Origin of the sequence: Salinigranum salinum (assembly GCF_009176545.1) — an archaeon.
In the GTDB taxonomy this organism is placed as follows: Archaea; Halobacteriota; Halobacteria; order Halobacteriales; family Haloferacaceae; genus Salinigranum; species Salinigranum salinum.
In genome coordinates this window covers 1,357,192-1,381,952 of sequence record NZ_VTOJ01000001.1, presented here as the reverse complement: position 1 = coordinate 1,381,952, position 24,761 = coordinate 1,357,192, and the positions used below count along the sequence as shown (strand labels likewise).

Here is a 24,761-nt window from a genome sequence, read left to right as displayed (position 1 = left end):
AGGCGTTCAGTACATCACCTTGCCCGCAGAGACGTTGAGGTCCTGCCCGGTGATCCGGTCCGCGTCCGGCGAACAGAGGAACGCGACCGAGTTGGCGATATCCTCCCGGGTGACGAGTTCCCGCCGGGGGCTCTCGTTCTCTGCGTCCGCCCGGACCGCTTCGTACGTCCGTCCGGTGGCCTCGGCCTTCTGCTCGAAGACGCGGCGGATGCGCGGCCCGTCGACCGACCCGGGGCAGACGGCGTTGACGTTGATGTCGTACTCGCCGACTTCGGCGGCGAGCGTCCGGGTGAAGCCGATGAGCCCCATCTTGGCCGTCGCGTACGGCGTCCGCTGTGTCAGTGGCCGTTTGCCGGTGACCGAGGCGATGTTGACGATGCGGCCGTATCCCTGGTCTTTCATCGTGGGGAGGAGCGTCCGGCAGGTGTAAAACGGCCCGCGGAGGTTCACCGCGAGCGTCTCGTCCCACTCCTCCGGGGCGACGTCTTCACAGGCGGCGGTCGGACCGGCGATGCCAGCGTTGTTGACGAGATGCTCGACCGAACCGAACGTCGAGAGCGCCCGGTCGACGGTCGTCTCGACGCTCTCGTGGTGTTTCAGGTCGGTCGGGAGGGCGAGCGCCTCCTGTCCCTCCTCCTCGACGAGCGCTACGGTCGTCGCCATCTCCTCCTCGTCGAGGTCGGCGATGGCGATGTCGTGTCCCCGCGCCGCCAGTTCGACACAGATCGCCTGGCCGATGCCGCGACCACCACCAGTAACCAGGGCTGTGCTCTCACGTTCCATGTATCCACAACTCGGACTCTCATACATAAATGTGGAGGATGGCTGGATCGTCGGCCGCGAGCGACGACCGTCGCCCGAAATAATGAAGACCCGACGCCGAGTCGGTTGAGTCATGCCGTATCAGGGCTACACCGACTACTTCGAGAAGAAACTCGTCATCACTGTCGCGACGACCGGCGGCCTCCACGGGAAGGAGGCGAACCCGAACCTGCCGACACAGCCCGACGAGGTTGCACGGGACCTCGCGGAGTGCGAGGAGGCCGGTGCGTCGATGGTCCACCTCCACGCCCGCGACGAGAACCACGAGGACACGAAAGACGTCGAACGGTTCCAGCTACTGAGAGACGCCATCGACGACCACTGCGACGACATCATCGTCAACTTCACCACGGGCGGTGGCGGCATCTACTCCCGCGAAACGCGCCTCGCACCCATCCTCGAGACGGAACCACGACCCGAGGTCGCCACCGTCGACCTCGGCCCGATCAACTTCGGCCAGACGCGAACGGCCGAGAACACGCGCGAGCAGAACGAGGAGTACGCCGAACGGATGCGCGACGCCGGGGTCAAGCCCGAGCTCGAACTGTTCAATCCCGGGCACATCCCCGAAGCCGAACACCTCATCGAGGAGGGACTGCTGGATGAGCCGTACTGGGCGACGGTCATCTTCGGGATGCAGAACGGCATGCCCCCCGGCCCCCGGAACCTGGTGAACTTCGTCGACAACCTCCCAGACCCGGTGGAGTGGCAGTGTCTCGCCGTGGGAAAACACCAGTTGCCGATGACCACCGCGGCGATCACGATGGGTGGGCACGTGAGAGTGGGCATGGAAGACAACGTCTACTACCGCCGGGGCGAACTCGCCGAGAGCAACGCACAGCTCGTCCGACGCACGGCCCGGATCGCGGACGAACTCGAGCGCGAGATCGCCTCGCCGAGCGAGGCGCGCGAGCTACTCGGGCTCTGAATCGCCACGGCGTCTCCCGTAGACCGTTCTTTGCGACGGGTTCGGTCGGACGTCCCGCACGGGATCTCTGGACGTCTGATAACATTCACCAGAGGCGAATCAGACGTGGGCTCTCGACGACACGAAGCGAGGTACGTGGGCAGGCCCTGCGGTTTTCAGGTCGATCACCCGTGAGAGGGATTTGCACGTCGCGAATTTTAAATAGTGAGGGTCACCACTATGCGCTATGAGCGCGCAAGACGGCGGCCGGACGCTGCAGACGACCGCGACCTCCCTCGAGGTCGTCGAGACGCTACGGGAGATGGACGGTGCACGGGTGACGGAGCTGGCGGCGGAGATGGGACTGGCACCGAGTACCATCCACGCCCATCTGACGACACTCGTCGACGCCGAATACGTGGTGAAGAGCGGGGACGTCTACCACCTGAGTCTCAAGTTCCTGGGGCTCGGAGACTACGTTCGCAACAGGCGAAACGCGTACCGGATCGCCGAGTCGTACACCGAACAGCTGGCGGCCGAAACCGAGTGCCGTGCCGTGTTCGTCGTCGAGGAGAACGGGCGTGGCGTCTACATGTACACCTTCTCGGGGGAGCACGCGGTCTGGACGTACTCGACCGTCGGAAAGCGGCTCTACCTCCACCAGACGTCGGCCGGGAAGGCGATCCTCTCGCGGCTGCCCGAGAAACGAGTCGAGGCGATCGTCGACGAGTGGGGCCTCCCGGCCGCGACGGAGAACACGATCACCGACGCCGACGTCCTGGTCGAGGAGCTGTCGACGGTCCGTGAGCGAGGGGTCGCGTTCAACCACCAGGAACAGCTCGACGGCGTCAAAGCCGTCGGCGTCCCGGTCGACGGCTCGGACGGGCAGGTCGTCGGCGCGTTCAGCGTCGCGAGCCCCGCGAACCGACTGACCGACGACCGGTTCGAGACGGAGCTCCCGGAGGTCCTGCTCGGCGTCGCCAACGAGTTCGAGCTCGAGAACTCGCTCACCTGACGCCCGCCGGGATCGACCACATCCCGTTACATCTGTAGGACTGTAATTCCTTTCGTGGTGAACGTTCGTGATCGATTCGCGTCTCGCGAAGCAGCGGACGCGGCGAAGGGGGTCGAACGGCGACGGGCCGGAGCGTGTGACCGTGTCGCGACGAGCCCGAACTGAGGGGATCAGACGAGGAACGATGTACGGGAAGGGACGGGGGGACAGCTCAGTACTCGCGATCGCCCGGGTTCTCGTACACGTCGACGGTCGGTTCGTCCCTTCCAACAGCAGCGATGTGTTCGCGCAGGCGCGGACGGAGGTCGACCCCTCACGTCGTGGTAGTCCGCCCGGCCGACGAGGTTCGCGGACTCCGTCGGGTCCGACTGGAGGTCGTAGAGGGAGCGTTCGACGTATGTGTCGCTCCGCGGGTCGCCCGTTCCACCACGCCAGCCGTTCATCGCGGGCGCGGAGACGGCGTACTTCCACCGTTCTGTTCGGGGGGACTCGATCAGCCAGTACCATTCGTCCGTGACGGCGCCGAAAATGACAGCAGTACGGATGTAACGGGTTCCGACGACCGAAGCGTCGCGATGAAGACGTTGGCGGTGCTGAGAACGTCCTCAGTCGGTCGACGGTCGCACGTCACCTGGCCGGGATCGAGACGCCGACGATCGCGGTGATCCGGTCCTCCGTGTCGACGACGGACGAGGCGGGACACTGCCAGTTGGAGGATCCGTTCCCCGTGATCGCACGTTATCCGCATCTCCCGAAGCGTCTGGATCCCGCCCTCGAACCGCTCGACACCGCCGTCGATCACCAGAGCAGCGTACTGCCAAGGGCTGGCGGAGGTGTGCGACGCCGCCGACTCCGTGTGACTCCCGGGACCCTCGGACCCGGCCGGTCGACTGGCCATCGCTCCGCGCACCGCGGAACAGGAGTTCGAGCCGACGTCTCGAAGCCTCGGCGGGCGACGGACGATGGCCGAGGATCGACGTGCTAGTATACAATTACTTTCATCGAATTCGGGTTGGATCGCCGCGTCGCGACGCTCGCCACAGTCGGGGTGACGGACACGCTACCACGTAACCCCCGTGTCAGCGAAGTGTTATGCTCGCCCTCGGCACAGTCACCACATGGACACGACCCAATCACCTGACGGCCCGCACCAGGGGCTCACACCGAGGTACGCGGGCGCACCACTCCGCGTCGCCGACACCGCCGTCGTCGCCCTCCACGGACGGGGAGCGACCGCCGAGAGCGTCCTCCGGCTGGCCGACGAGTTCCACCGTCACGGGGTCGCGTCCGTCGCGCCGCAGGCACACCGGAACCGGTGGTACCCCCGGTCGTTCCTCGCACCGATCGACGCGAACGAGCCGGATCTGTCGTCTGCGATCGCCGCGGTCGACGCCACGGTCGACGACGTGATCGACGCTGGTGTCCCCCCGGAGCGTGTGGTCGTCGTCGGGTTCTCCCAGGGCGGCTGTCTGGCCGCCGAGTACGTCGCGCGACACCCACGGCGATACGGCGGGCTGGTGGTCCTGAGCGGCGGGCTGATCGGTCCCGAGGGCACGACGTTCGAGCACACGGGCGACCTCGCCGGGACGCCCGTCTTCCTCGGGTGTAGCGACGTCGACCCACACGTCCCCGTCGAGCGCGTCCACGAGTCCCGTGACGTCTTTGAGCGGCTCGGCGGCGACGTCACGGAGCGCATCTATCCGGGCATGGCACACACCGTGAACGACGACGAGATCGCGTTCGTCCGCACCCTCATCGAGGGTCCGGTGACGCTCTCCCGCGGCGAACGGCACGGAGACGACGCGACGACCGACGACAGGCCCCAGGACGGCGTGGCGACGGGAGTCGACGAGTGAGCCTGCCACCACGGACACCGGGGCTCCACCACGTCTCCGTGATCACGGGATCGTCGGCCGCGACACTCCGATTTTATACAGAAATATTTGGACTCAAGCTCGTCAAACTGACGGTGAACTACGACGATCCGTTCATGTACCACCTCTACTTCGGCGACGAGCGAGGGACCCCCGGCACGCTCCTGACCTGTTTCCCGGCCGAGCGCGGACAGGAGGGGCGCGTCGGCCGGCCGCAGCCGACCGCGACCGCTCTCTCGGTTCCGCGCGGGAGCCTCGACTACTGGGCCGACCGACTCGCGCGCGAGGGTGTCGACGTCACACGCGGCGAGCGGTTCGGCGAGTCGCTCCTCGCGTTCGACGACGGCGAGGGCCAGCCGCTCGAACTCGTCGGAATCGAGACGTCGGAACGTGGGTGGGGTAATGAGAACGTCCCGCGAGAACACGCGATTCGAGGGCTCTACGGCGTGACACTCGCCTCCGCGAGTCCGTTTCAGACCGCGAGCGTCCTCGACGCGCTGGGGTTCGACCTCGTCGGCCAGGAGGGCGTCCGTGTCCGGTATCGGGTGCCAGGAACGCATGGTGCGGTCGTCGACGTCCTCGACACCGAACTCCCGTTCGGCCGCGAGGGAATCGGCACGGTGCACCACGTCGCGTTCCGACTGCCCGACGAGGAGGCGCTGGAGGCGTGGCGCGTGCTCCTCGTCGAGGACGGCCTGGAGCCGACCTACGTCAAAGACCGGACGTACTTTCGATCGGTGTACGTCCGCGAACCAGGGGGGGTTCTCGTCGAACTGGCGACCGATGGGCCGGGGTTCGCCATCGACGAACCAGTCGGGTCGCTGGGCGAAACGCTCCAGCTGCCAGGGTGGCTCGAGGCCGACCGTGAGATGATCGGGGAACAGCTCCCTCCGCTGGAGCGAGCCGACGAGCACGCCGACGAAGGGTAGCCGACCCGTCGAGTGGTGGACGCTCGTCGCGCTCGGCGGCGCAGCGCGATGAAACGCGCCACTTGGAAGGTGAGTCCGAGAGAAGTAGCGGGAGGGAGATTTGAACAACGCGGACTCCGCTACGCTTCGTCCTCTCGTTCAAATCTACTGCTCGCTTCGTCAGTCGTTCACGAGAGGCGCGGAGACGGAGCTCCGCGCAGTTGTTCACTCCAGAAGTAGCGGGAGGTAGATTTGAACTACCGATCTCCGGGTTATGAGCCCGGCGGAATCTCCTGGCTATCCCATCCCGCTACACGATACGAGTCGACCGCCCCGGTTAAGGATTGTGATTCGGACGCCGTATGCTACTTTCGCCCGTGCGAGTCAGCCACGCCCGACGCGCCACGTGACGAGGCTCTCGGCGACGTAGTTGACGATCATTCCCGTCCCGATGCCGGCGATCTTCGAGAGGACGAACCAGCCGTCGACGCCGGCCACCTCCAGTTCGAGCGCGACGACGCGGAAGAGGAAGCGGAACGTCGCCAGCTGGACGACGATGCCACCGGCGCGGACGAGGTTCGAGCGCAGGAGGCGGCGGAGCGTCGCGCCGATCCCGGCGGCACCCTGTTCGGCGAACGTCCAGTTGTCGTTGAGCAGGAACATGACGACGATCGCCACCTCGATGCCGACGAAGACGGCGAGTTCGGGGTAGACGCCGAGCTCGCGGAGGAGCGTGGCCGTGGTCACGTCGAAGACGGCACCGACGGCACCGACGGAGGCGAACTTGCCGAAGCGGGTCCCCGACAGCAGGGAGTCGATGACGGACATGTGATCACTCGTCGACCACGTCGACGGTGAGGCGTTCGACGAGCGAAGGCTCGGCGTCGTGTAGCCGGCCGAGGAACGTGTGCAGACGGTCGTCGCGGAGCGACCGGGCACGGTGTCGCGAGCGGACGAGCGCCCGAGCGAGTCGGAGCGTGGTGTCGACGGTCGAGACGGTCGACTGAGGGTGGTCCTCCCAGGCGACCGGCACCTCGACCACCCGGCAGTCGATCGCGCCAGCGACCGCGACGAGCTCGACGTCCCACGCGAAGCCGGGTTCGTAGAGGTGTTCGCGAACCGCCGCCCACACGTCGGTCGAGAGCGCCTTCGCACCGCACTGGTAGTCGGACAGCGAGACGTCGAGGAACCGACGGGCGAGCCAGGCGAAGCCGTCGCCGAGCCGTCGGCGCGCGAACGTCTGGTGGGAGACGATGGTCGACTCGGGGTGACGGCGGGAACCGACGGCGAGCCCCGCCCGCCCCGCCACGACGGGCCGGACGACGTCGGCGAGCGAGTCGGCGGGCGTCGAGCCGTCGGCGTCGGCGAACGCGAGGACGTCGACGCGAGGAGCGAGCGACTCGAAGCCCGCGGTGATGGCAGCACCTTTCCCCCGGCGCGCGTCGACCGCGTTGACCTCCAGAGGGAACGGGAGATCGTGGAGGGCGTCGACCGTCCCCGGACGCGGATCGTCGAGTTCGACGCGGACGACGGCCGGTGACAGCACGTCGTCGATCGCCGAGAGATACGCCGTGAGCAGATCCATCTCGGGGTGGTAAGCGGGCAGGACGACACCGACAGTGCTCATTGAGAGAGCGTTACAGAGGGTGGATAAAAAACCGACCGAATAGCTACGACCGTCCGGGCTGACGACCCGGGCTCACTCGCTGACGACAGCTCTCACTCGGGGACCACCGTCGAGACGAGGAGGACGAAGCCGACGACGCCGACGACGCCGAACGCGGGGAGCGCCACGAGCACCCACTCGCCGGGGACGCCCAGCGCGTCGACTGCCGCCCGGACGGCAGTGAAACCGACGACGGCGACCACGAGTGCGACGCCACCGAGGATCGCCCGTCGCTGGTCGACGCCGTCGGTCGCCGTTCCCTCGCCGGAGTCACCCCCATCGGTCAGTCTCGGTGGTCGGTCCGTCATCCGTTCGTCCTCACCGTCTGAACACGGGGAGGCTTCCCTCTTGGTGTTTACCCCTCCGACGTGGTCCGACGTCACCGCGGTCGCCGACGGAGTGCGATCGGGGTCGGACCGGCGGGGTCCATCGACGAGGGATCAGTACTGCGAACCGAGGCAGAAAACGTATAGGCTGCGGCGCGAGTCGTTCGGACAGATGGAGTACGCCCTCGTCGTTCGCTGGCTCCTCCTGTTCGCGGCCGTGACCGCGGCCGGCGTACCGATCGCCGCGCGCCTCTTCCGCGTCCCCGGTCGGGGCGCGGGGTTCGCTCTCCCGGTGGCGCTCGTCGTCCTCACGCTGCCGGCGTACTGGGTCGGTCACCTCTCGCTCACCGCCGGACTGGTCGTCGGCGTCGTCGTCCTCGTCGTCGCGGGCGTCGTCGCGGGCGCGGACCTGTCGGCACTCCGAGCGGGAACGCTCCGACTCGCGCCCGACCTCGAACTCGACCGCCGGGCGCTCGCGGAGGCGGCCGTCGTCTTCACCGCCGCGTTCGGCCTGCTCGTCGCCGTCCGGGCGGTCGACCCGGCGGTCCACGCGCTCGGCGGGGAGAAGTTCCTCGACTTCGGGCTGTTGAAGTCGCTCGCACGCAGCGAGACGCTCCCCCCGGAGGACATGTGGTTCGCGGGCGAGCCCGTCCGCTACTACTACGGCGGACACCTGATCACGTCGCTCCTCTCGCGGCTGTCGCTGACACCGCCGCGTTTCGCGTACAACCTCGCGCTGGCGGGCTTCTACGCGATGCTCGTCGCCGCGGCGTACGACCTCGCGGCGACGATCGCGGCGGCCCGACGCGCTCGGGGCACACGAGACGACGCCGACCCCACCCCTCCGCGCGACGGGTCGGCCCGACTGGCCGGCCTCCTGGGCGCGTTCTTCGTGGGGTTCGCCGCCAACCTCCACACCGCGTCGGACGTCGCGCTGGGGCTCCTCCCGGCGGGGAGCAGAACCGCGCTCGCGACGTGGATCGCGGACGGAACCGGCGGCGATCCCGTCGAGATCCTCGACAGCGCGTCGGGGTTCTTTTACTTCGACGCCTCGCGGATCATCCCGGGGACGATCAACGAGTTCCCGCTGTTCGCGTGGCTCAACGGCGACCTCCACGCGCACATGATGGGTCTGCCGTTCGTCCTCCTCGCCGCCGGTCTCGCGTTCGCGTACTACGAGACGCCCGCGTCCGCGATCGGACGGCGACGGCTGCTCGTCTTCGGTGCCGTCCCGGTCGTCGCGGGACTGCAGTCCGTCGTCGACACCTGGAGCTTCCCCACGCTGTTCGGCCTGCTCTTCCTCGGCGTCGCGTTCGCCCCGGCCCACCCGCTCACGCTCCTCCCCCGTGGATCGGCGCTGCTCGACCGCGTCGGTGAGGCCGACGGGAACGGCGCTGCGGGTTCACGGCTCGTCGGCGAACTCGGTCGACTGGGTGCAGCGCTCGGCGTCGCCGTGGTCGCCGGCGTCGTCGGCGTCGTGCTCTCGGCCCCGTTCGTCGCGCTCGCGATGGGTGGCGGGAGTAGCCGGTCGCTCGAGGTCCTCGCCGCGGCCGAGCGCAGTTCCCTTCAAGGACTGCTCCTCGTCCACGGCGGCTTCGTCGCCGCGTTCGGCGCGTACCTCCTGGCGCGGATCGGTCGGGTGACGCCCGTGCTGGTCGGCGTCACGGTCGTCGCGCTCGTCGCGAGTGCGGTCGATCTGCCCGTCCTCCTCCTGACGGCACCCCTCCTGGTGGTGGGGTTCGTCGCGCTTCGGTTCGACCGCCCGGTCGGCTTCGAGACCGTGCTCGTCGTCGGCGGGGCCGGACTGGTGACGATGGTCGAACTGGTCTATCTCACGGAGCAGGCCGGCCCGCTCCGGATGAACACCGTGTTCAAGTTCTACATCCAGACGTGGGTGCTCTGGGGAGTCGCCGCCGGTGCCGCGCTCGCCGGCCTCGTCCGCGGGAGCCCGACCGAGACAGCGGCGACGACACCGACACGCGGGGCAGTCGCTGCCGACGGCGGCGGAGACGGCGAGCGCGGCCGGGACACCGCCGGCAGCGGCAGTGACGGAGCCGACAGGGATGCCAACGGTGAGAAGGGTAGACGGCTCGGTGTCGGTCTCCCGATCCGGCGCGTCCTCGCCGTCTGCCTCGTGGTGCTGCTCGTGGTCTCGACGAGCACCTACGGCGTCTTCGCGCTGGGGAACCACTTCGAGAACACGGCCGAGCCGACGCTAGACGCGACTACGTTCGTCGATCGCCAGCACCCCGACGAGGCACCCGCGATCCGGTGGCTCGACGAGCGCGAGGGGCAGCCGACGCTGCTGTCGGCCCCCGGGACGACGTGGCACTCGCGCGGCGGGACGGACGAGCGCGAACGCGGGATGTACGCGTGGACCTCGAACCCGGCGGCGAGTCTCACCGGGATCCCCACCGTCGCGGGGTGGCAACACGAGGTCGGCTACCGCGGTCCCGACGCGTACTACTCGCGCGTGCGCGAGGTCGACACGATGTTCCTCGGCACCCCCGAGGAGCAGGCGCGACTCCTGCGACAGTACGACGTCGAGTACATCTGGATCGGGCCGTCCGAACGGCTCCGGTACGACGACGTGACCGTGACCGACCTGGCGGGCGTCGAACCCGTCTACGAGCGCGGATCGGTGACGGTGTACCGGGTCGACGCCGACGAACTCCCCGCGGGCTGAGTACCCGAGTATTGGCGGACCGGGCGAGGACGCGAGCCACGGCGGTGCCACGGACCGCCGGCCCGGAGTGGACCGTCTCTGTGCCGTTTAGTCTCGGCTCCAGTGCGTCCCACTCGCCGTTGTGTGGGGTTGACCGCGACGGGGTCGCTGCCCGAAGGGACGGACGCGGCACCACCCGCGACCACGGCAGCGCCGAGGTAGGTCGGTCGGGGATCGGACAGACCTCCCGCTCGAGCGGGACGGAGACGTCGATCGAGTGGGCGAAGACGAACCGAGTCGTGGGTAGCCGGGTCGTAACCCGTTCGTGGAGCGTGTGGATCGGAGTGCAACACGAACGAAAGGACGGACGAAAGAGGACCGCTGAGCGGACGAAAGAAGGGTGAAGGAACGGCGGTCCGGCGGGAGCGCGCTCAGATGCCGCGTTTCTGGATCACCGTGAGCGCCTCGGCGTCGACGGAGTCCACGTCGAGGAAGTGAGGGACGTACTCGCGCTTGTCGAACGTCTCGCGCTCGTCCTCGGTGCCGATGGTGCACCACAGCTGAACCTCGTCCGGTCCGTGGTAGTCCCCCTGCCGGTCGATGGCGAAGCAGATCTGCTCCTCGCCGTCCCACTCGATGACGGCGTCGCGCCGAATCCCGGGATCACCGCGGACGATGAGCTTCTTCATACCTCCGGGTTCCGGCGACGCGGGCTTAATCTCTTCGGGATTCCGCGAACGGTGTCGGTTCCGGTCGCCACCGCACACGCCGGCCCCGGTCGATCCCGTCGGGACGCTGCCGCGGGAGCGAGGTGTCCCCGCGTCAGAGTGAAGTCGGATGACAACGAAACAGCACGTATGGCCAGTCAGACGGAGTTCACGGACGCGATCGAGGGGGGCAGGGACGAACTGATCCGGACGCTGGCGAAACACCGGATCCTCCCGACGGTCGTCGAAGGGTCGGGAGGCTCGGGTCTCGGGGGACTGTCTCGGAGTCCGACGTTCAGACTCGACGCGGCCGACGGCTCGTCAGGGGTCGCGGACCGACAGACGACGACCCGCATCGTCGATGCGCTCGGCGTCGCGTCGGAGTCCGACTGCGAGACGGTTCGCAAGGAGATCCGGGCGCATCCGGCCTGGGGTGGGGCGTAGGTCGTTCGAAGCGGAGCGTGGAGGGGCCGACAGCGGCGGACGACGAGGGAGACGGGAACGACGAGGCGGGGACGGACGACGGCGAGCAACAGTCCAGGTGCTCCTGTCCCGACCGCGAGCAGTGTGACCGTCCCGCACCGTCACGACGGCGGCGACGGGAACCAAACGGGTTTTAACTCACGGCGTCAAAATCCCGGCAAGGTAGATATCATGCAGATGCCTCGCCGGTTCAATACGTACTGTCCGCACTGCAACGCCCACCACGAACACGAGGTGGAGAAAGTCCGAAAGGGCCGCCCCACGGGGATGAAGTGGGACGCCCGCCGCACCCGTGCTGGTCGCTCCACCATCGGGAACGCCGGCAAGTTCTCGAAGGTGCCCGGTGGCGACAAGCCCACGAAGAAGGTCCACCTGAAGTACCGCTGTTCCGACTGCGGCAAGGCCCACATGCGCGAGGGATGGCGCGCCGGACGACTGGAGTTCCAGGAGTAGTCATGGCAGGTTCGTACTACCGTATCAAGTGCACCGACTGCGAGAACGAGCAGATCGTCTTCGGCAAGGCCTCGTCGACGGTGAACTGCGCCGTCTGCGGGACGACGCTGGCGACGCCCACGGGTGGGAAGGCACAGATCGACCACGAGATCGTCGAGACCGTCGAGGCGCGCTGAGGGATCGAAGATGAAGTACAGTGGATGGCCCGACAAGGGCGAACTCGTCGTGGGAAAAGTCGACGACATCGCCGACTTCGGCGTCTTCGTCGACCTCGAGGAGTACGAGGACAAGCGCGGCCTGGCCCACATCTCCGAGGTCGCCTCGGGCTGGATCAAGAACGTCCGCGACCACGTCCGCGAGGGACAGACCGTCGTCGCGAAGGTGCTCGACGTCAACGAGTCCTCACAGCAGATCGACCTCTCGATCAAGGACGTCAACGAGCACCAGCGCAAGGAGAAGATCCAGGAGTGGAAGAACGAACAGAAGGCCGATAAGTGGATGACGCTCGCCTTCGGCGAGGAGGTGTCCGACGAGCAGTACGGCGCCGTCGCCAACGCCATCCTCGCCGAGTTCGACAGCCTCTACGACGGCTTCGAGGCCGCGGCCATCCACGGCGCGGCGGCGCTCGAAGACGTCGACCTCTCCGACGACGAGGTCGAGGCCGTCGTCGACGTCGCCCGCGAGAACGTCTCGGTGCCGTACGTGAACGTGACGGGCTACGTCGACCTGCGCTGTCCGACCGGCGACGGGGTCGACGACATCAGAGAGGCGCTGCAGGCCGCCGGGGGGAACGGCGACGTCCCCGAGGGGATCGAACTCGAGGTCACGTACGTCGGCTCGCCGGAGTACCGCATCAAGGTCCGCGCGCCCGACTACAAGACCGCCGAGTCGGAGCTGGAGACCGCCGTCGGGCGCGCACGCGAGGCCATCGAAGCGCACGGCGGGACCGCTCACTACCACCGCGAGCGTCACGAAGACGACGAGTAACGGGGGAGAGCCGTGAAATCGGACATTCGCGTCTGTGCCGCCTGGCGTGAGGAACACGACCGTCCCGTCTACACGCTCGCGTCGACCTGTCCCCGCTGCGGTGCCGACGCAGAGAACAGCGCTCCCGCCCCGTTCGACCCGGACGACCCCTACGGCGAGTACCGTCGTCGGCTGAAGCGGCGGCGCCGGGACGATTCGGCGTGAGCCTCATCCGGTGAGGCGGTCGAGCGAGACCGTGATCGTGTTGCCCCGACCCGCGTCGGTGGCCGTCTCGAACGCGAGTTCCCCGTCGGAGCGATCGACGGCCCAGTAGACGAGCCATAGCCCCAGTCCGCTACCGTGGTAGACGGAGCGGACGTCCCGCTCGCCCCGGAGCACACGGATCTCCTGGACGGGGATGGGTGGACAGTCGTCGGCGACCACGAGATCGACCCGGTCGTCGTCGACCCGGACGGTGAGTTCGACCCGCGGTGCGTCGCTGTCGGCGTGTTCGATGGCGTTCACGAGGAGTTCGTAGACGGCGAGCGACAGCTTCGGCACCGCACGAACCGTCGCGGCCGCCGGGAGCGTCGCCTCGACGGTCGCCCGGGGATGGGCCTCGCGGACGCGGGCACAGATGTCCTCGACCATCGAGACCAGATCGACCGCACCCGGTTCCTCGGCGTCCGTCAGCAGGGCGACGATGTCGCGCTCCTTGTCGACCGTCCGCAGCAGGTGCTCGCCCGTCTGGACGATCCGGTCGACGTCGGACGCCACCGCCTCGCCACCGCGGTCGCGCGCCTGTTCGGCGTGGCCGAGGATGAGGTTCATCTCGTTGCGGAGGTTGTGTCGGAGGAGTCGGTCCATCACCAGCAGTTGACGCTCGCGCTCGCGGCGTTCGGTCACGTCGCGGGCGAAGCCGACGACTCTGGTCACCGTCCCGTCCTCGACGATGGGGTGACCCTGTACCCAGACCCACGTTCCGAAGCCGGTGGCCGCGTTCACCCGATACGTGGTGCCGATCGACTCGCCGCTCGAGATGCACGCCATCGCCTGCTGCACGGCGTCGCGGTCGGCCGGATGGACACCCTCGAGGAAGTCGGTCGCGTCGGCCTCGAGCGCCTCGATCGATCGGCCCCAGAGCTCCTCGTACGCCGAGTTGATGAACAGCAGTTCCTCCCAGTCGGCCGAGAACATCCAGAGCACGTCGTTCGTGTGTTCGGCGATGTGGAGGAGCCGCTCGTGGGTCCGACGGTGCTCGCGCTCGGCCCGCCGCTGGGCGTCGATATCCCGGCAGCTGACGACGTAGCCGCCGGAGCGGCTCGACGGCTCGCTCGACATCCGAGCGGCGAGCCAGACCCACTCCCCGTCCGCCCCGCGGTAGCGGAACTCCGACCAGTCCGCTGCGGGCTGGTCGGCGTCCGGCTCCCAGTCGACGAGATGCCGGAAGACGCCGACGACCTCCGACCGGTCGTCGGGGTGGATCAGGTCGAGCGCGTTCCGTCCGATCAGCTCCTCGGGGTCGTACCCCAGGACGCGCCGGACGGCCGCGTTCGCGTACTGAAACTCGCCGGTCTCGTCGAGCACCACGATGATGTCGATCGTGTGGTCGAGAAGCGTCTCCTCGAACGCCGTCCTGTCCATTGCGCGGTGTCGACGACGCGGCAACCAATAGCTACCGGGCCGAGTATCGCGGCTGATACTTATCGGTCGACGACGGTGCTCACGGTGGGCGGCGACCGACGACTCGCAGACGAGCCGGGACGTCGAGCCGACGAGTCACGCGTCCGGGGTCGAGTCGGTCTCAGGTTCCGTCGCAGGCGACCAACGTGCTCTTAAGACGTGCCACGCGACTATGCGGCATGGACGACATCGAGATCGAGACGCTGGCGGATCCGGAGCTGTCCGATCCGGTCCTCATCGAAGGGTTACCCGGCGTGGGTCACGTCGGAAAGCTGGCCGTCGAGCACCTCCTCGAGGAGTTCGACAGCGAGGTCGTACGGCGCGTGTTCGCGACCGAGTTCCCCCCACAGGTGACGATCGAGGATGGGGTCGCGGAGCTCGCGTCGGCGGAGATTCACGCCGTCGACATCCCGGCCGCGGACGACGAAACGGACGACGCAGACGACGGCGACGTCGACCTCCTCGTGCTGACGGGCGACCACCAGGCACAGACGAACGCGGGGCACTACCGGCTCACGGAGGCGTTCCTCGACGTGGCGGCGGGGTTCGACGTCGAACGGGTGTTCGCGCTCGGGGGCGTCCCGACCGGCGAACTCGTCGAGGAACCGAGCGTCCTCGGGGCCGTCTCCCACGCGGAGGCGATCGAACCGCTGGAGGCCGCCGGCGTCGAGTTCCGCGAGGACGAACCCGCCGGCGGGGTAGTCGGTGTCTCGGGACTCCTGCTCGGCCTCGGCGGCCGTCGGGGTCTCGACGTCGGCTGTCTGATGGGAGAGACGAGCGGCTACCTCGTCGACCCCAAGAGCGCACAGGCCGTCCTCGTCGCGCTGGAGGAGATCATCGGCTTCGAGGTGGGCTTCGAGTCGCTCGAAGAGCGCGCCGAGGAGATGGAGGAGGTCGTCGGCAAGATCCAGGAGATGCAGAACCAGCAGGGGTCGATGCCGACCGACGACGATCTGCGATACATCGGCTGAGCCACCTGGAACGGCTGAGCCACCTGGAACGGCCGAACCACCGGGAACGGCCGAACCACCCTGAGCACACGTCTCCGCGGCGCATCAAGGAGGTGGACGGCGTCGGCGTGGCGACGTCGAGGGCGGACAGAACCGGGTCGACCGCACGTCGCTCGCTCAGGCGTCGACGCGGACCTCGAACCGTGCGCCACCGGCGTCGCTCTCCGTGGCCCGGACCGTCCACCCGTGCGCCTCGGCGACGTGCCGGACGATGGCGAGACCGAAGCCGGTTCCGTCGCGGTCGGTGGAGAAGCCCCGTTCGAAGACGTGGTCGCGGTCGGCGGGGGGGATACCCGGTCCGTCGTCCTCGACTGCGAAGCCGGCGGCGTCGTCCAGCCCGGCGAGCCGGACGGTGACGGGGCTGCCGTCGTGTTCCGCGCTGTCGTCGGCGTCCAGCCGACTGCTCGTGGAGCTGCGCTCCACGCTGTCCCCGCGAGCCTCCGGACGGGGGCCCGCCGAGCCGTGCTCGACGGCGTTCCGAAACAGGTTCTCGAAGAGCTGCTGGAGCCGGCTCGGGTCGGCGGCGACGGCCGTCTCGTCGTCGAGGACGACGGCGAGCGACGCGTCGGCCGTCTCGACTGTGTTCCACGCCCGGGTGGCGACCGCCGCCACCGGCGTCGGCTCCAGGTCCGAGACGGACTTGCCCTGACGCGCCAGGGTGAGGAGGTCGTCGATGAGCGTCGACATCCGGTCGAGCGACGCCTCGATCTCGTCGAGGTGGTCGGGGTCGTCCGTGTTGTCGTACAGCTGGAGTCGGCCCCGCGCCACCTCCAGCGGGCTCCGGAGGTCGTGCGAGACCATGCTCGCGAACTCCTCGAGCCGGTCGCGCTGCCGTTTCAGCTGGGTGGCCTGCTCGGTCCGGGTCGTCGTGTCGGCGCCGACGGCCATCAGCGAGACCACCTCGTCTCCCGTGGCGTCTTCGCTCTCGTGCTCCTCGGGGTCGACGTCGTAGACCGGGTAGAGCGTGGCGGCGACGGTCCCCGTTCCGTCGCGGTGGAAGTAGTCGCACTCGAACCGGGCGAGTTGGCCACCGGCGGCCGTCTCGACCGCCGCCTCGACCGCCGCGACCGAGTCGTCGCTGGGCGTCCACCAGGGGGTCTCCCAGAAGGGCCGACCGACGAGGTCGGTACCGTCGGAGAGCGTCACCAGCGCGGTGTCGTTCACCTCGCGGAGCGTCCCGTCGGGGTCGAGGACGGCGGCGAACGTCATCGGGTTGTCGAACAGCGAGCGGAACCGGCGGTCGGCGATCCGGAGTTCGCGCTCCTGTTTGCGTCGTTCGAGCTCGTAGCTCACCCACCGCGTGAGGAGTTCGACGAACGTCGCCTGCGACTCCGTGAACGGCTCCGACCGAGGCTCGACGTCGGCGAAACAGAGCGTCCCGTACAGTTCGCCGTCGACGGTGACCTTCCCGCCGAGGTAACACTCCAGCTCGAACCGCTCGTAGCCGAGGTCGTCGGTCCACTCCTCGTCTGACGCGGCGTGGACGACGGCGAGTAACCCGTCGGTGTCGAGCGTTCGTCGGCAGTACGACTCCGAGAGGGGACACGCCGCGCCGGCCTGGAGTTCGGGGTGATCGCCGACCGCGTGGACGACGGTCTGGGTGTCGTCGGTGATCCGCGTCAGGAACCCCAGATCGACGCCGAGGCGCTGGCAGCCGACGGCGAGCGTCCGCTCGACCCGCTCCTCGAAGGAGATCGACCGGTCAGTCGTCACCGCGTACAGCTCCCGCAACGAACGACGTGCGGCCCCGAGTTCGATCTGTGCTCGCTTGCGCTCGGTGACGTCGCGCTGGAAGCCGAAGAAGTGTGTCACCTCGTCGTCGTCGTCGCGGACCGGCGTGATCTCCACCTCGTTCCAGAACACGGTCCCGTCCTTCCGGTAGTTCCGGAGGACGACCGAGGTCTCGCGCTCCTCCGCGATCCCCTTCCGCATCGACGCGACCGGGCGCTCGTCCGTCTCCTCACCCTGCAGGAACCGACAGTTGGAGCCGATCACCTCGTCGGGGTCGTACCCCGTCATCCGGGTGAACCCCTCGTTGACGTAGACGATCGGCGTGTCCTCGGTCGCTTCGGAGATGACGACGCCCGCGTCGACCGCGTCGAGCGCACGCCGCTCGAGTTCGTCGAGCGGGACGTCGGTCGGCTCGTTGTCGGGGCGGGTCGGCTCGTTGTCGGGGCGGGTCGGCTCGTTGTCCGGGCCGGCCACACCCGGAGTATTCCGGCCATTCATGTGCGACGTCGGGCTCACGAGTACTTGATACGCTCGCCGCTAATATCAGGTCTGAAACCTCTGATCGCGTCGACACGCGAGACGTCTCAGGCGACGACGATGTCGTCGTCCCGCGGATCGGGGACGGTGAGCGTGCCGTCGAGCGCGACGGTCGCCGTCCCTCCGACGGCGATAGTATCATCTGTGAGTTTCGCACGGACGATACCGGGACGGTCGACGAAGTGACCCTGCTCGAACCGGAGGTCGTCGTACGCCGTGGGGTCGTCGAAGGCTCCGACGTCGCGGAGGTACGCGGCGCAGGCTCCCGCGGCCGTCCCGGTGACGGGGTCCTCCGAAACGCCGATGCCCGGGGCGAACGCCCGGGCGTGGAGCGTCGACTCGGCCGCGAGCGTGTCGAAGGTGAACGCGTAGACGCCCGCAGCGTCGTGCGCGTCGGCGAGGGCGACGACGCGGTCGTCGTCGGGGTCGGCCCCGCCGAGGTGTTCGAGGAAGTTCACCGGCAGACAGAGCCACGGCAGCCCCGTCGAGGCGACGGCGGGTGCGAGGTCCGCGCCGACGTCCTCGAGCGCGGCGGGGTCGATACCCAGCGCGTCGCCGACGGCCCCGTAGTCCAGATCGACGAACTCGACGGTCGGCTCTCTCCCGGTGAGCCAGACGGTGGTGTCGTCGAGTGCGTCGCGACCGGCGTCCACGCTCCCGTCGGCTGCCTCGCGCTCGTCGTCCGCCGCGGGCTCGATCTCGACCGCGACCGTCCCGACGTTGGTCGCCACCTCGTGGCTCCCGGGGGCGACGCGTCCCTCGCGTGCGAGCAGCGAGAACGCCGCGACCGTGGCGTGGCCGCAGAGGTCGACCTCCTGGCTCGCGGTGAAGTACCGGACGCGGTGGAGGGCGTCGTCGGAGGGACGGACGAACGCCGTCTCGCTCGCGCCGAGCTCGCGGGCGATCGCCTGCATCTGTGTCTCCGTGAGGTCGCCCGCGTCGGGCACCACGCCCGCGGGATTCCCCGAGAGCGGTTCGTCCGTGAAGGCGTCGACGAGCAGCGTGCGACACGCGGTGGGCATGGCCGCGAGACGCCCGCGCGACTCAAGAACCCACCGTCTCCGGCGCGTTCGTGGGACCGTGTCACCGTCGTCGGCGAGCGGACAGTCGCGCCCTCCCGTGGTCGGCGAACGGAGAGCCACGTCGCTGGGCACACGACCACACCGACGTCAGTCGCCGACCGTACCGACCCACGACGCGACGTCGTCGACGACCTGGGTCGCGACTGTGTCAGGGAAGAAGTACGCCTCGGGCAGCGAGTCGTCGAAGACGCGCATGAACAGGTGGTCGAGAGCCGGGTAGACGTGGATCGCGTCGCGTGGCACAACCTCGTCCCAGCGCTGGAGGTCCTCGTGGGTCGTGACGAAGCTCCGACCGGCGTGGAGCGCCAGCACCGGCACCGGCCGATCGCGGACGGCCGCGACGACGTCGTGGGCGCGCAGGTCGCGCCAGAACGCCGTGGACGTCCCGAGGACGTAGTAGTCGTCGTCGGGACCGAGATCGGCCGTCCCGTTCAGCTTCTCGGCGAAGAAGTCGAGCCGCTGGCGTTCCACGACCGTGATCCGACCGTCGGCGGCGGCCTTCCGTCGTTCGGTCCCGAGGAAGACCTCGGAGAGCGGGCGCGCGGGCGTCGCCGCCAGCACGAGTCCCGCCACGTCGGCGTCGCGGGCGACGAGCGGCGCAGCCACGCCGCCCATCCCGTGCCCGAAGACGACGACGTCGGAGACGCGTTCGACCGCAGCGAGTCGCGCCGCCGCCGTCACCGCGTCGGCGACGACGACGTTCCGCAGCGTCTGTTCGTCCCGCGCGAGGTCACAGACGAGCGACCGCTTGTCGTACTGGATGGCGGCGACACCGCGGGCGGCCAACCCCGCTGCCAGGTCGCGGTAGGGACGGTTGGGGCCGACGGTACCGTCGCGGTCGAGCGGTCCCGAGCGATGGACGATCACGACGCCGGGGACGGGGTCGTCGCCCTGAGGGAGGGTGACGGTCGCACCCAGCGGGCAGTCGTCGGCGTCGTCGCGCTGGAGCGTGACGTCGAACGACCGGTGCTCGGCGACGGACGGTAGGCGGGTGTCACGCGTCGGGAAGTCGATGCCGACGATGCGTGCGTACGGACTGAAGACGAGCGAGAGCCGCTGGCTATCGGTCGCGAACTTGAGGGAGACGGCCCGGAGCGACCGATCACCCTGGACCGCCCGGCCGGTGATCTCGTGGCGTTCGTAGGGGCCGTGCTGGATCGTGAGGCCGCGCCAGGTCGACGCCAGCCGACCGGCACCGACACCGCCGAGCACGCCACCGAACATCCCCACCGCCCACTCGAACTCGCCGTCGACGAGTCGACGGACGAACCGGTGCGTCCGGTCGTCGACGACTGCGGGGTCGGCCGGCGTGTCGTCCATCGGTTCCCGGTCCGTCGACGCGGCCGTCTCGCGCCCGTCGTCGGTCGACGAGGCGGGACGCCGCGCCTCCGGATCGGGAGACCGTGCGTCGTCGTCTGCCGGCCCGGTGGCGGCACACCCGGCGAGGAGGCCGAGACTCACACCTGCCGCGAGCAGGAACCGTCGTCTGGAGTGGTGGCGCACGACGTCGGGTAGGGGCGAGGGCGGCCTGTCAGTTGCCCGGTCGGGAGCGAGAACTGCACGTCCGGCGACGGGACGAGTGGGGAACGACCGGGGCAGCGGGGAACGACGAGACGGACGACGGTGTCAGAACGGACGACGACCGCTCGTCCACCGTCTCCCGACCGGACTGAAGTCACGTCACGGGATCGGTGGATCCCCTTCGGACGTCCGCGCTCCGAACCCCTGCATGAGTTCGCGCATGTTCGCACAGTGTGGGCAGCCGAAGACGCGGTCGTCCTCCGTGCCGAAGACACGGACGAAGTCGGGCGTGACGAACGAGTTACAGTTGGCGCAGGTGTGCATGGTGAGTCACCGTGGTACGCTGTAACATGGATTCGAGACATGATAAAGGTACTACACGACCGGGGACGGAAGCCGGATATCTTAACATCCCCGCAGACCCGTGTGGCTAACGGTGAGCGAGAGACATGGGTGATCTCCCCGAGGAGTTCAGGTGTACCATCACGAACTGGGACTACATCTACGGTCTCTGTCGGGACGTCGCCGACGACGTGAAGGCGTCCGACTTCGAGCCGGACGTCGTCGTCGCGCTCGCACGCGGCGGCTGGTTCGCCGGGCGGTGTCTCTGTGACTTCCTCGGGCTCGACGACCTGACGAGCCTGAAGATGGAACACTACGTCGGGACGGCCCAGAAGTCGGGCGAGCCGGAGGTGCGGTATCCGATGCCCGAGGGGAGCGTCGCCGGCAAGGACGTCCTCATCATCGACGACATCGCCGACACGGGTGGGTCCATCCGTCGTGCCCACGAGTACGTCCACGAGCGCGACCCCGACGACGTCCGGACGGCCACGCTCCAACTCCTGGGGACGAGCGAGTTCGAGCCCGACTACGTCGGCGAGCGGCTCGACGAGTGGGCGTGGGTGGTCTACCCCTGGAACTTCATCGAGGACATGATCGACCTGATCGCGGGCGTGATGGAGAAGGCCGACGAGGAGACGTTCGAGGCCGAAGACGTCCGCCACTACCTCTCGACGTACCACGAGGTCGACCGGATCGGGATGGAGATCGCCCAGCCGGGGCGGCTCCCCGAGGTGATGACGGAGATGGAACGCCGGGGCGTCGTCGAGTCGACGGACGAGACGGCGTGGCGACTCGTCGCGGAGTGACGAACGGCGTCGTCCCCGCCGGTCGAGCCGATGGGTAGGCACCGGCGGCGGCCGACCGTGGCACGACGCTCTCGTGTGCGCCAGCGAGACGACTCTCTTCGGCCGGCTGTGAGACGAACCACCGCGATTGGCCCGGGGTCGGCGAGAGGGTGTCTCCCGCCACGGTCTCGCGATCGACCGACGACCGACGGTATACTCAAGAGCCAGTGCACACGTGTTCGGCCATGCCCACCGACCTCGAACCCCTGGACGACCAGTTGACCGAACGACTCGGCCGCCTGTCGGCCGCCGCCATCGCCGACGCGGGCCACGAGGAGGCGACGGTCCTGTCGGCCGCGATCGCGCCGCTCCACGCCGACTGCGCGTTCGTCGGCACCGCGCGGACGAGCCGGCTCGACCCCGACGGGCTCTGGGTACCCCTCGAAACGCTGATGCACGCGCGGGCGGGCGAGATCGTCGTCGTCGACGCGGCCGACGAGGTGTCGGAGGCGGTCTGGGGCGAACTCCTGTCGCGGTACGCCGAGCGGGAGGGCGTGGTCGGGCTGGTGACGAACGGAGCCGTCCGGGACGTCTCCGAGATCCGTACACTGTCGTACCCGGTGTTCGCCCGGGGACGCACGCCGCGCGGCCCGTCCGGATCCGCGGAAGAGGCCGTCGACGTCCCCGTGACCGTCGGTGGGGCGGCGATCGAACCGGGGGACGTTCTCGTCGGAGACGAGACCGGCGTCGTCGCGATCCGTCGCGACGCGGTCGCGGCAGTGACCGACGCGGCCGAGCGGGTCGAGGCGACCGAACGCGAGGTGCGGCGGCGGATCGACGAGGGAGAGCCCCTCGACCGGATCCTCGAGGACGTCGGGATGAGCTGAGGCGCGGGTCCCGAGCGACGTTCTGGCCGACCCGATGGTACCGGAGCGGTGAGAGGACCTGACAGCACCGCGACAGCGACGGGACGAACCGACGGACTTGTAACACCCGCGTAAATCTCACTCACGCATGTCGCTCGTCTCCATCTTCGCGACGGCGATTCTCCCGATCGCCGCCATCTCCGTGGTCGGCTTCGTGCTCGGGCGTTTCCGAGAGATCGATCCGGGACCGCTGAACACGGTGACCGTCTACGTCCTCGCGCCGGCGCTCGTCTTCCACAGTCTCGCGACGACGACGCTCGCCGTGGGGACGCTCGTCGAGGTAGCGGTCGGCGTCGTCGCCTACATCGCCGTGATGATCGTTCTCGCCGAGGGTGTCGGGCGTCTGGTCGGCGGCACCACGACCGGCGTGAGCGCGATCGTCCTCGTGAGTGCGTTCCCGAACTCGGGGAACTTCGGGATCCCCGTGTCGGAGTTCGCCTTCGGCGAGACGGGCCGGGCGACCGCGGTGTTGTTCCTGGCGGTGCAGGCAGTGCTCATGTACACGGTCGGCGTCTACATCGCCGCCCGGGGGAACAGCGAGGGGGCGCTGGCCGGCGTCCGGCGGGTGTTCACCGTGCCGCTCGTCTACGCCGTCCTCGCGGCGCTCGGCATGCGGGCGCTCGAGGTCGTCCCGCCGACGGGAACGACGGCGATGACGACGCTCAAACTCGTCGGCGACTCGGCGATTCCCGTGATGCTGCTCATCCTCGGGCTCCAGCTCGCCGAGACCGACTACGGGGCGGCCCTCCGACAGGTCGGTCTCGCCACCGTGTTGAAGATCGGCGTCGCGCCGATCGTTGCCGCCGGCATCGCGCTCGTCATCGGGTTCACCGATCCGACCGTCGGGCGGGTGTTCGTCCTCGAGAGCGCCATGCCCGCCGCGGTTACCCCGCTCATCCTGCTCGTCGAGTTCGGCGAGGGCGACGTGGGAGGGGTCCCCGTCGAGTCGTTCGTCTCGACGGTCGTCCTCGTGACGACGCTCGTCTCGCTTCCGGTGCTCACGGGGATCATCGCCCTGTTGAACGCCGGAGTGCTGTTCTGAGCCGAACCGCCCGATCGATCCAGGGACGCGGTTCGGACGACCCCTACGGTTTTGTACGCACTGGCCGCAGTCGAGGTATGCTCGGATTCATCGGCGGGAGCGGGATCTACGAGGCACTTCCCCTGACGAACACCCGCGAGGAGGACGTGACGACCCCGTTCGGCGATCCGTCGGCACCGCTCACGGTCGGCGAGTTCGGCGACACCGGCCGCGAGGTGGCGTTCGTCCCCCGGCACGGCAGTCACCACCAGTACTCCCCGACGACGCTCCCCTACCGGGCGAACGTCTTCGCGCTGAAGACGCTCGGCGTGACGCACGTCGTCGCGTCGAACGCGGTCGGGAGCCTCCGCGAGGACCTCCCACCCCGGACGCTCGTCGTCCCGGATCAGGTGTACGACCGGACGAAACATCGCCCGTTGACCTTCTTCGACGAGGGGCTCGTCGTCCACCAGCCCTTCGCCGACCCGTACTGTCCCGAACTGTCGGCACACCTCGTCGAGTCGGCCCGCGCGGTCGACGAGAGCGTCGTCGACGGCGGGACGTACGTCTGCATCGAAGGACCCCAGTTCTCGGCCGTCGCCGAGAGCGAGTTCTACCGCGCGCAGGGGTGGGACGTCGTCGGGATGACGACCATCCCGGAGGCGAAGCTCGCCCGCGAGGCGGAGATGGCGTACGCGACGGTCACCGGGATCACGGACTACGACGTCTGGAAGGACGAATCACAGGTGACGCTCGGGGAAGTGCTGGAGAACGCCCGAGCGAACGAGGACGCGATCAAGCGAACCGTCGAACGGGCCATCGAGACGCTCCCGGCGGACCACACCTGCGACTGCCACACCGCTCTCGATGGGACGATCAATACCCCGGCGGACGTCGTGCCGGCCGACGTGACGGAGCGACTCGCCCCGCTCGTCGGCGACTACCTCTGATATTGTGCACGATTGCGCACAATTTTCAACCGACAAGTATTTTTGTGGGAGGCGTAATTGTGCCACAGCGGCACATCGAAACGACGAAGAGACGACGATGTCTGATCTCGACACCTATCTCCGACTGCTCGCCGCCGAACGGAACCGACAGCTCCTCCGGTCGTTGCTGGACGCCGACGGGAGCCCCGTGTCGGTCGAATCCGACGACGCGAACGAACGTGCCCGTCTCCACCACGTCAACCTCCCGAAACTGTCCGACGCCGGGTTGATCGACTGGGATCCACGGGACGACCTCATCGTGCGCGGCCCCGCGTTCGACGACGTGATCCCGCTGCTCGAGACGATCGACGACCTCGAAGGCGGAGGAGACTGAGAAGACCG

Annotated in this window: 26 protein-coding genes and 1 tRNA gene; 16 read left to right on the top strand and 11 right to left on the bottom strand. The window is 68.5% G+C overall.

Annotation, left to right across the window (positions count from 1 at the left end):
• Window positions 1-6 precede the first annotated feature (6 nt).
• On the bottom strand, window positions 7-783 hold the full coding sequence (locus FZP69_RS06575; protein WP_192918488.1) for an SDR family NAD(P)-dependent oxidoreductase: 777 nt from the start codon (window positions 781-783) through the stop codon (window positions 7-9).
• Window positions 784-895: 112 nt separating this feature from the next.
• Between FZP69_RS06575 and FZP69_RS06570 the strand changes: the two genes are divergently transcribed.
• The 4 genes from FZP69_RS06570 to FZP69_RS06555 all read left to right on the top strand — a co-directional run bounded on the left by FZP69_RS06570 (window position 896) and on the right by FZP69_RS06555 (window position 5,547).
• Window positions 896-1,750 (top strand): BKACE family enzyme, encoded by an 855-nt coding sequence (locus FZP69_RS06570; protein ID WP_152040541.1) that lies wholly within the window; start codon window positions 896-898, stop codon window positions 1,748-1,750.
• Between the two features lie 226 nt (window positions 1,751-1,976).
• Complete coding sequence (locus FZP69_RS06565) at window positions 1,977-2,744, top strand: IclR family transcriptional regulator (RefSeq protein ID WP_152040540.1); 768 nt, start codon at window positions 1,977-1,979, stop codon at window positions 2,742-2,744.
• A 1,118-nt stretch (window positions 2,745-3,862) separates the two neighbouring features.
• Window positions 3,863-4,600 carry an alpha/beta hydrolase gene (locus tag FZP69_RS06560; protein WP_152040539.1) on the top strand — a complete coding sequence of 246 codons (738 nt, stop codon included), beginning with the start codon at window positions 3,863-3,865 and terminating at the stop codon, window positions 4,598-4,600.
• On the top strand, window positions 4,597-5,547 hold the full coding sequence (locus tag FZP69_RS06555; RefSeq protein WP_321168782.1) for a ring-cleaving dioxygenase: 951 nt from the start codon (window positions 4,597-4,599) through the stop codon (window positions 5,545-5,547). Before FZP69_RS06560 ends, FZP69_RS06555 begins: the two co-directional genes overlap by 4 nt.
• 216 nt (window positions 5,548-5,763) lie before the next feature.
• Here FZP69_RS06555 and FZP69_RS06550 read toward each other — a convergent pair.
• The 4 genes from FZP69_RS06550 to FZP69_RS06535 form a co-directional block, all read right to left on the bottom strand.
• Window positions 5,764-5,838, bottom strand: a tRNA-Met gene (locus FZP69_RS06550).
• Window positions 5,839-5,910: 72 nt separating this feature from the next.
• Complete coding sequence (locus tag FZP69_RS06545) at window positions 5,911-6,354, bottom strand: GtrA family protein (RefSeq protein WP_152040538.1); 444 nt, start codon at window positions 6,352-6,354, stop codon at window positions 5,911-5,913.
• Window positions 6,355-6,358: 4 nt separating this feature from the next.
• The gene (locus FZP69_RS06540) at window positions 6,359-7,153 is read right to left on the bottom strand and encodes a glycosyltransferase (RefSeq protein WP_152040537.1); all 795 of its coding nucleotides are present in this window, start codon (window positions 7,151-7,153) and stop codon (window positions 6,359-6,361) included.
• Window positions 7,154-7,245: 92 nt separating this feature from the next.
• Complete coding sequence (locus FZP69_RS06535) at window positions 7,246-7,500, bottom strand: hypothetical protein (protein WP_152040536.1); 255 nt, start codon at window positions 7,498-7,500, stop codon at window positions 7,246-7,248.
• Window positions 7,501-7,690: 190 nt separating this feature from the next.
• Here FZP69_RS06535 and FZP69_RS06530 point away from each other — a divergent pair, with 190 nt between their 5' ends.
• Window positions 7,691-10,204, top strand: a complete 2,514-nt coding sequence (locus FZP69_RS06530) for a DUF2298 domain-containing protein (RefSeq protein WP_152040535.1) — start codon at window positions 7,691-7,693, stop codon at window positions 10,202-10,204.
• Window positions 10,205-10,614: 410 nt separating this feature from the next.
• Here FZP69_RS06530 and FZP69_RS06525 read toward each other — a convergent pair whose 3' ends face one another.
• Window positions 10,615-10,872, bottom strand: coding sequence for an HAH_0734 family protein (locus FZP69_RS06525; protein ID WP_152040534.1), 258 nt, complete (start codon window positions 10,870-10,872; stop codon window positions 10,615-10,617).
• Between the two features lie 168 nt (window positions 10,873-11,040).
• On the opposite strand from FZP69_RS06525, the gene FZP69_RS06520 reads away from it, so the two are divergent.
• The 5 genes from FZP69_RS06520 (at window position 11,041) to FZP69_RS06500 (ending at window position 13,017) form a co-directional block, all read left to right on the top strand.
• A complete protein-coding gene (locus tag FZP69_RS06520) occupies window positions 11,041-11,334 on the top strand; it encodes a hypothetical protein (RefSeq protein ID WP_152040533.1) in 294 nt (97 codons plus the stop codon).
• Window positions 11,335-11,544: 210 nt separating this feature from the next.
• Window positions 11,545-11,826, top strand: coding sequence for a 50S ribosomal protein L44e (locus tag FZP69_RS06515; RefSeq protein WP_152040532.1), 282 nt, complete (start codon window positions 11,545-11,547; stop codon window positions 11,824-11,826).
• A gap of 2 nt (window positions 11,827-11,828) precedes the next feature.
• Window positions 11,829-12,002, top strand: coding sequence for a 30S ribosomal protein S27e (locus FZP69_RS06510; protein WP_152040531.1), 174 nt, complete (start codon window positions 11,829-11,831; stop codon window positions 12,000-12,002).
• Between the two features lie 10 nt (window positions 12,003-12,012).
• Entirely contained in the window at window positions 12,013-12,813 is an 801-nt protein-coding gene (locus tag FZP69_RS06505; protein WP_152040530.1) for a translation initiation factor IF-2 subunit alpha, read from the top strand.
• A 12-nt stretch (window positions 12,814-12,825) separates the two neighbouring features.
• On the top strand, window positions 12,826-13,017 hold the full coding sequence (locus tag FZP69_RS06500; protein WP_152040529.1) for an RNA-protein complex protein Nop10: 192 nt from the start codon (window positions 12,826-12,828) through the stop codon (window positions 13,015-13,017).
• Window positions 13,018-13,020: 3 nt separating this feature from the next.
• On the opposite strand, the gene FZP69_RS06495 is transcribed toward FZP69_RS06500, so the two are convergent.
• Window positions 13,021-14,436, bottom strand: a complete 1,416-nt coding sequence (locus tag FZP69_RS06495; RefSeq protein WP_152040528.1) for a PAS domain-containing sensor histidine kinase — start codon at window positions 14,434-14,436, stop codon at window positions 13,021-13,023.
• 218 nt (window positions 14,437-14,654) lie between these two features.
• On the opposite strand from FZP69_RS06495, the gene FZP69_RS06490 reads away from it, so the two are divergent.
• A complete protein-coding gene (locus FZP69_RS06490) occupies window positions 14,655-15,446 on the top strand; it encodes a proteasome assembly chaperone family protein (RefSeq protein ID WP_152040527.1) in 792 nt (263 codons plus the stop codon).
• A 156-nt stretch (window positions 15,447-15,602) separates the two neighbouring features.
• Here FZP69_RS06490 and FZP69_RS06485 read toward each other — a convergent pair whose 3' ends face one another.
• The 4 genes from FZP69_RS06485 to FZP69_RS22420 all read right to left on the bottom strand — a co-directional run bounded on the left by FZP69_RS06485 (window position 15,603) and on the right by FZP69_RS22420 (window position 20,680).
• On the bottom strand, window positions 15,603-17,714 hold the full coding sequence (locus tag FZP69_RS06485; protein ID WP_152040526.1) for a PAS domain-containing protein: 2,112 nt from the start codon (window positions 17,712-17,714) through the stop codon (window positions 15,603-15,605).
• A gap of 86 nt (window positions 17,715-17,800) precedes the next feature.
• Window positions 17,801-18,775 carry a PhzF family phenazine biosynthesis protein gene (locus FZP69_RS06480; protein WP_152040525.1) on the bottom strand — a complete coding sequence of 325 codons (975 nt, stop codon included), beginning with the start codon at window positions 18,773-18,775 and terminating at the stop codon, window positions 17,801-17,803.
• Window positions 18,776-18,922: 147 nt separating this feature from the next.
• Window positions 18,923-20,338 (bottom strand): alpha/beta hydrolase, encoded by a 1,416-nt coding sequence (locus tag FZP69_RS06475; protein ID WP_152040524.1) that lies wholly within the window; start codon window positions 20,336-20,338, stop codon window positions 18,923-18,925.
• Between the two features lie 177 nt (window positions 20,339-20,515).
• The gene (locus tag FZP69_RS22420) at window positions 20,516-20,680 is read right to left on the bottom strand and encodes a DUF7563 family protein (RefSeq protein ID WP_192918487.1); all 165 of its coding nucleotides are present in this window, start codon (window positions 20,678-20,680) and stop codon (window positions 20,516-20,518) included.
• A 125-nt stretch (window positions 20,681-20,805) separates the two neighbouring features.
• Between FZP69_RS22420 and FZP69_RS06470 the strand changes: the two genes are divergently transcribed.
• The 5 genes from FZP69_RS06470 to FZP69_RS06450 all read left to right on the top strand — a co-directional run bounded on the left by FZP69_RS06470 (window position 20,806) and on the right by FZP69_RS06450 (window position 24,753).
• Window positions 20,806-21,504 (top strand): phosphoribosyltransferase, encoded by a 699-nt coding sequence (locus tag FZP69_RS06470; RefSeq protein WP_152040523.1) that lies wholly within the window; start codon window positions 20,806-20,808, stop codon window positions 21,502-21,504.
• Window positions 21,505-21,728: 224 nt separating this feature from the next.
• The gene (locus FZP69_RS06465) at window positions 21,729-22,370 is read left to right on the top strand and encodes an RraA family protein (protein ID WP_152040522.1); all 642 of its coding nucleotides are present in this window, start codon (window positions 21,729-21,731) and stop codon (window positions 22,368-22,370) included.
• Window positions 22,371-22,497: 127 nt separating this feature from the next.
• Window positions 22,498-23,451 carry an AEC family transporter gene (locus FZP69_RS06460; protein ID WP_152040521.1) on the top strand — a complete coding sequence of 318 codons (954 nt, stop codon included), beginning with the start codon at window positions 22,498-22,500 and terminating at the stop codon, window positions 23,449-23,451.
• 77 nt (window positions 23,452-23,528) lie between these two features.
• The gene (gene mtnP, locus FZP69_RS06455) at window positions 23,529-24,380 is read left to right on the top strand and encodes an S-methyl-5'-thioadenosine phosphorylase (protein WP_152040520.1); all 852 of its coding nucleotides are present in this window, start codon (window positions 23,529-23,531) and stop codon (window positions 24,378-24,380) included.
• 97 nt (window positions 24,381-24,477) lie between these two features.
• Window positions 24,478-24,753: a hypothetical protein gene (locus FZP69_RS06450; RefSeq protein WP_152040519.1), complete on the top strand. Its 276-nt coding sequence runs from the start codon at window positions 24,478-24,480 to the stop codon at window positions 24,751-24,753.
• Window positions 24,754-24,761: the final 8 nt, after the last annotated feature.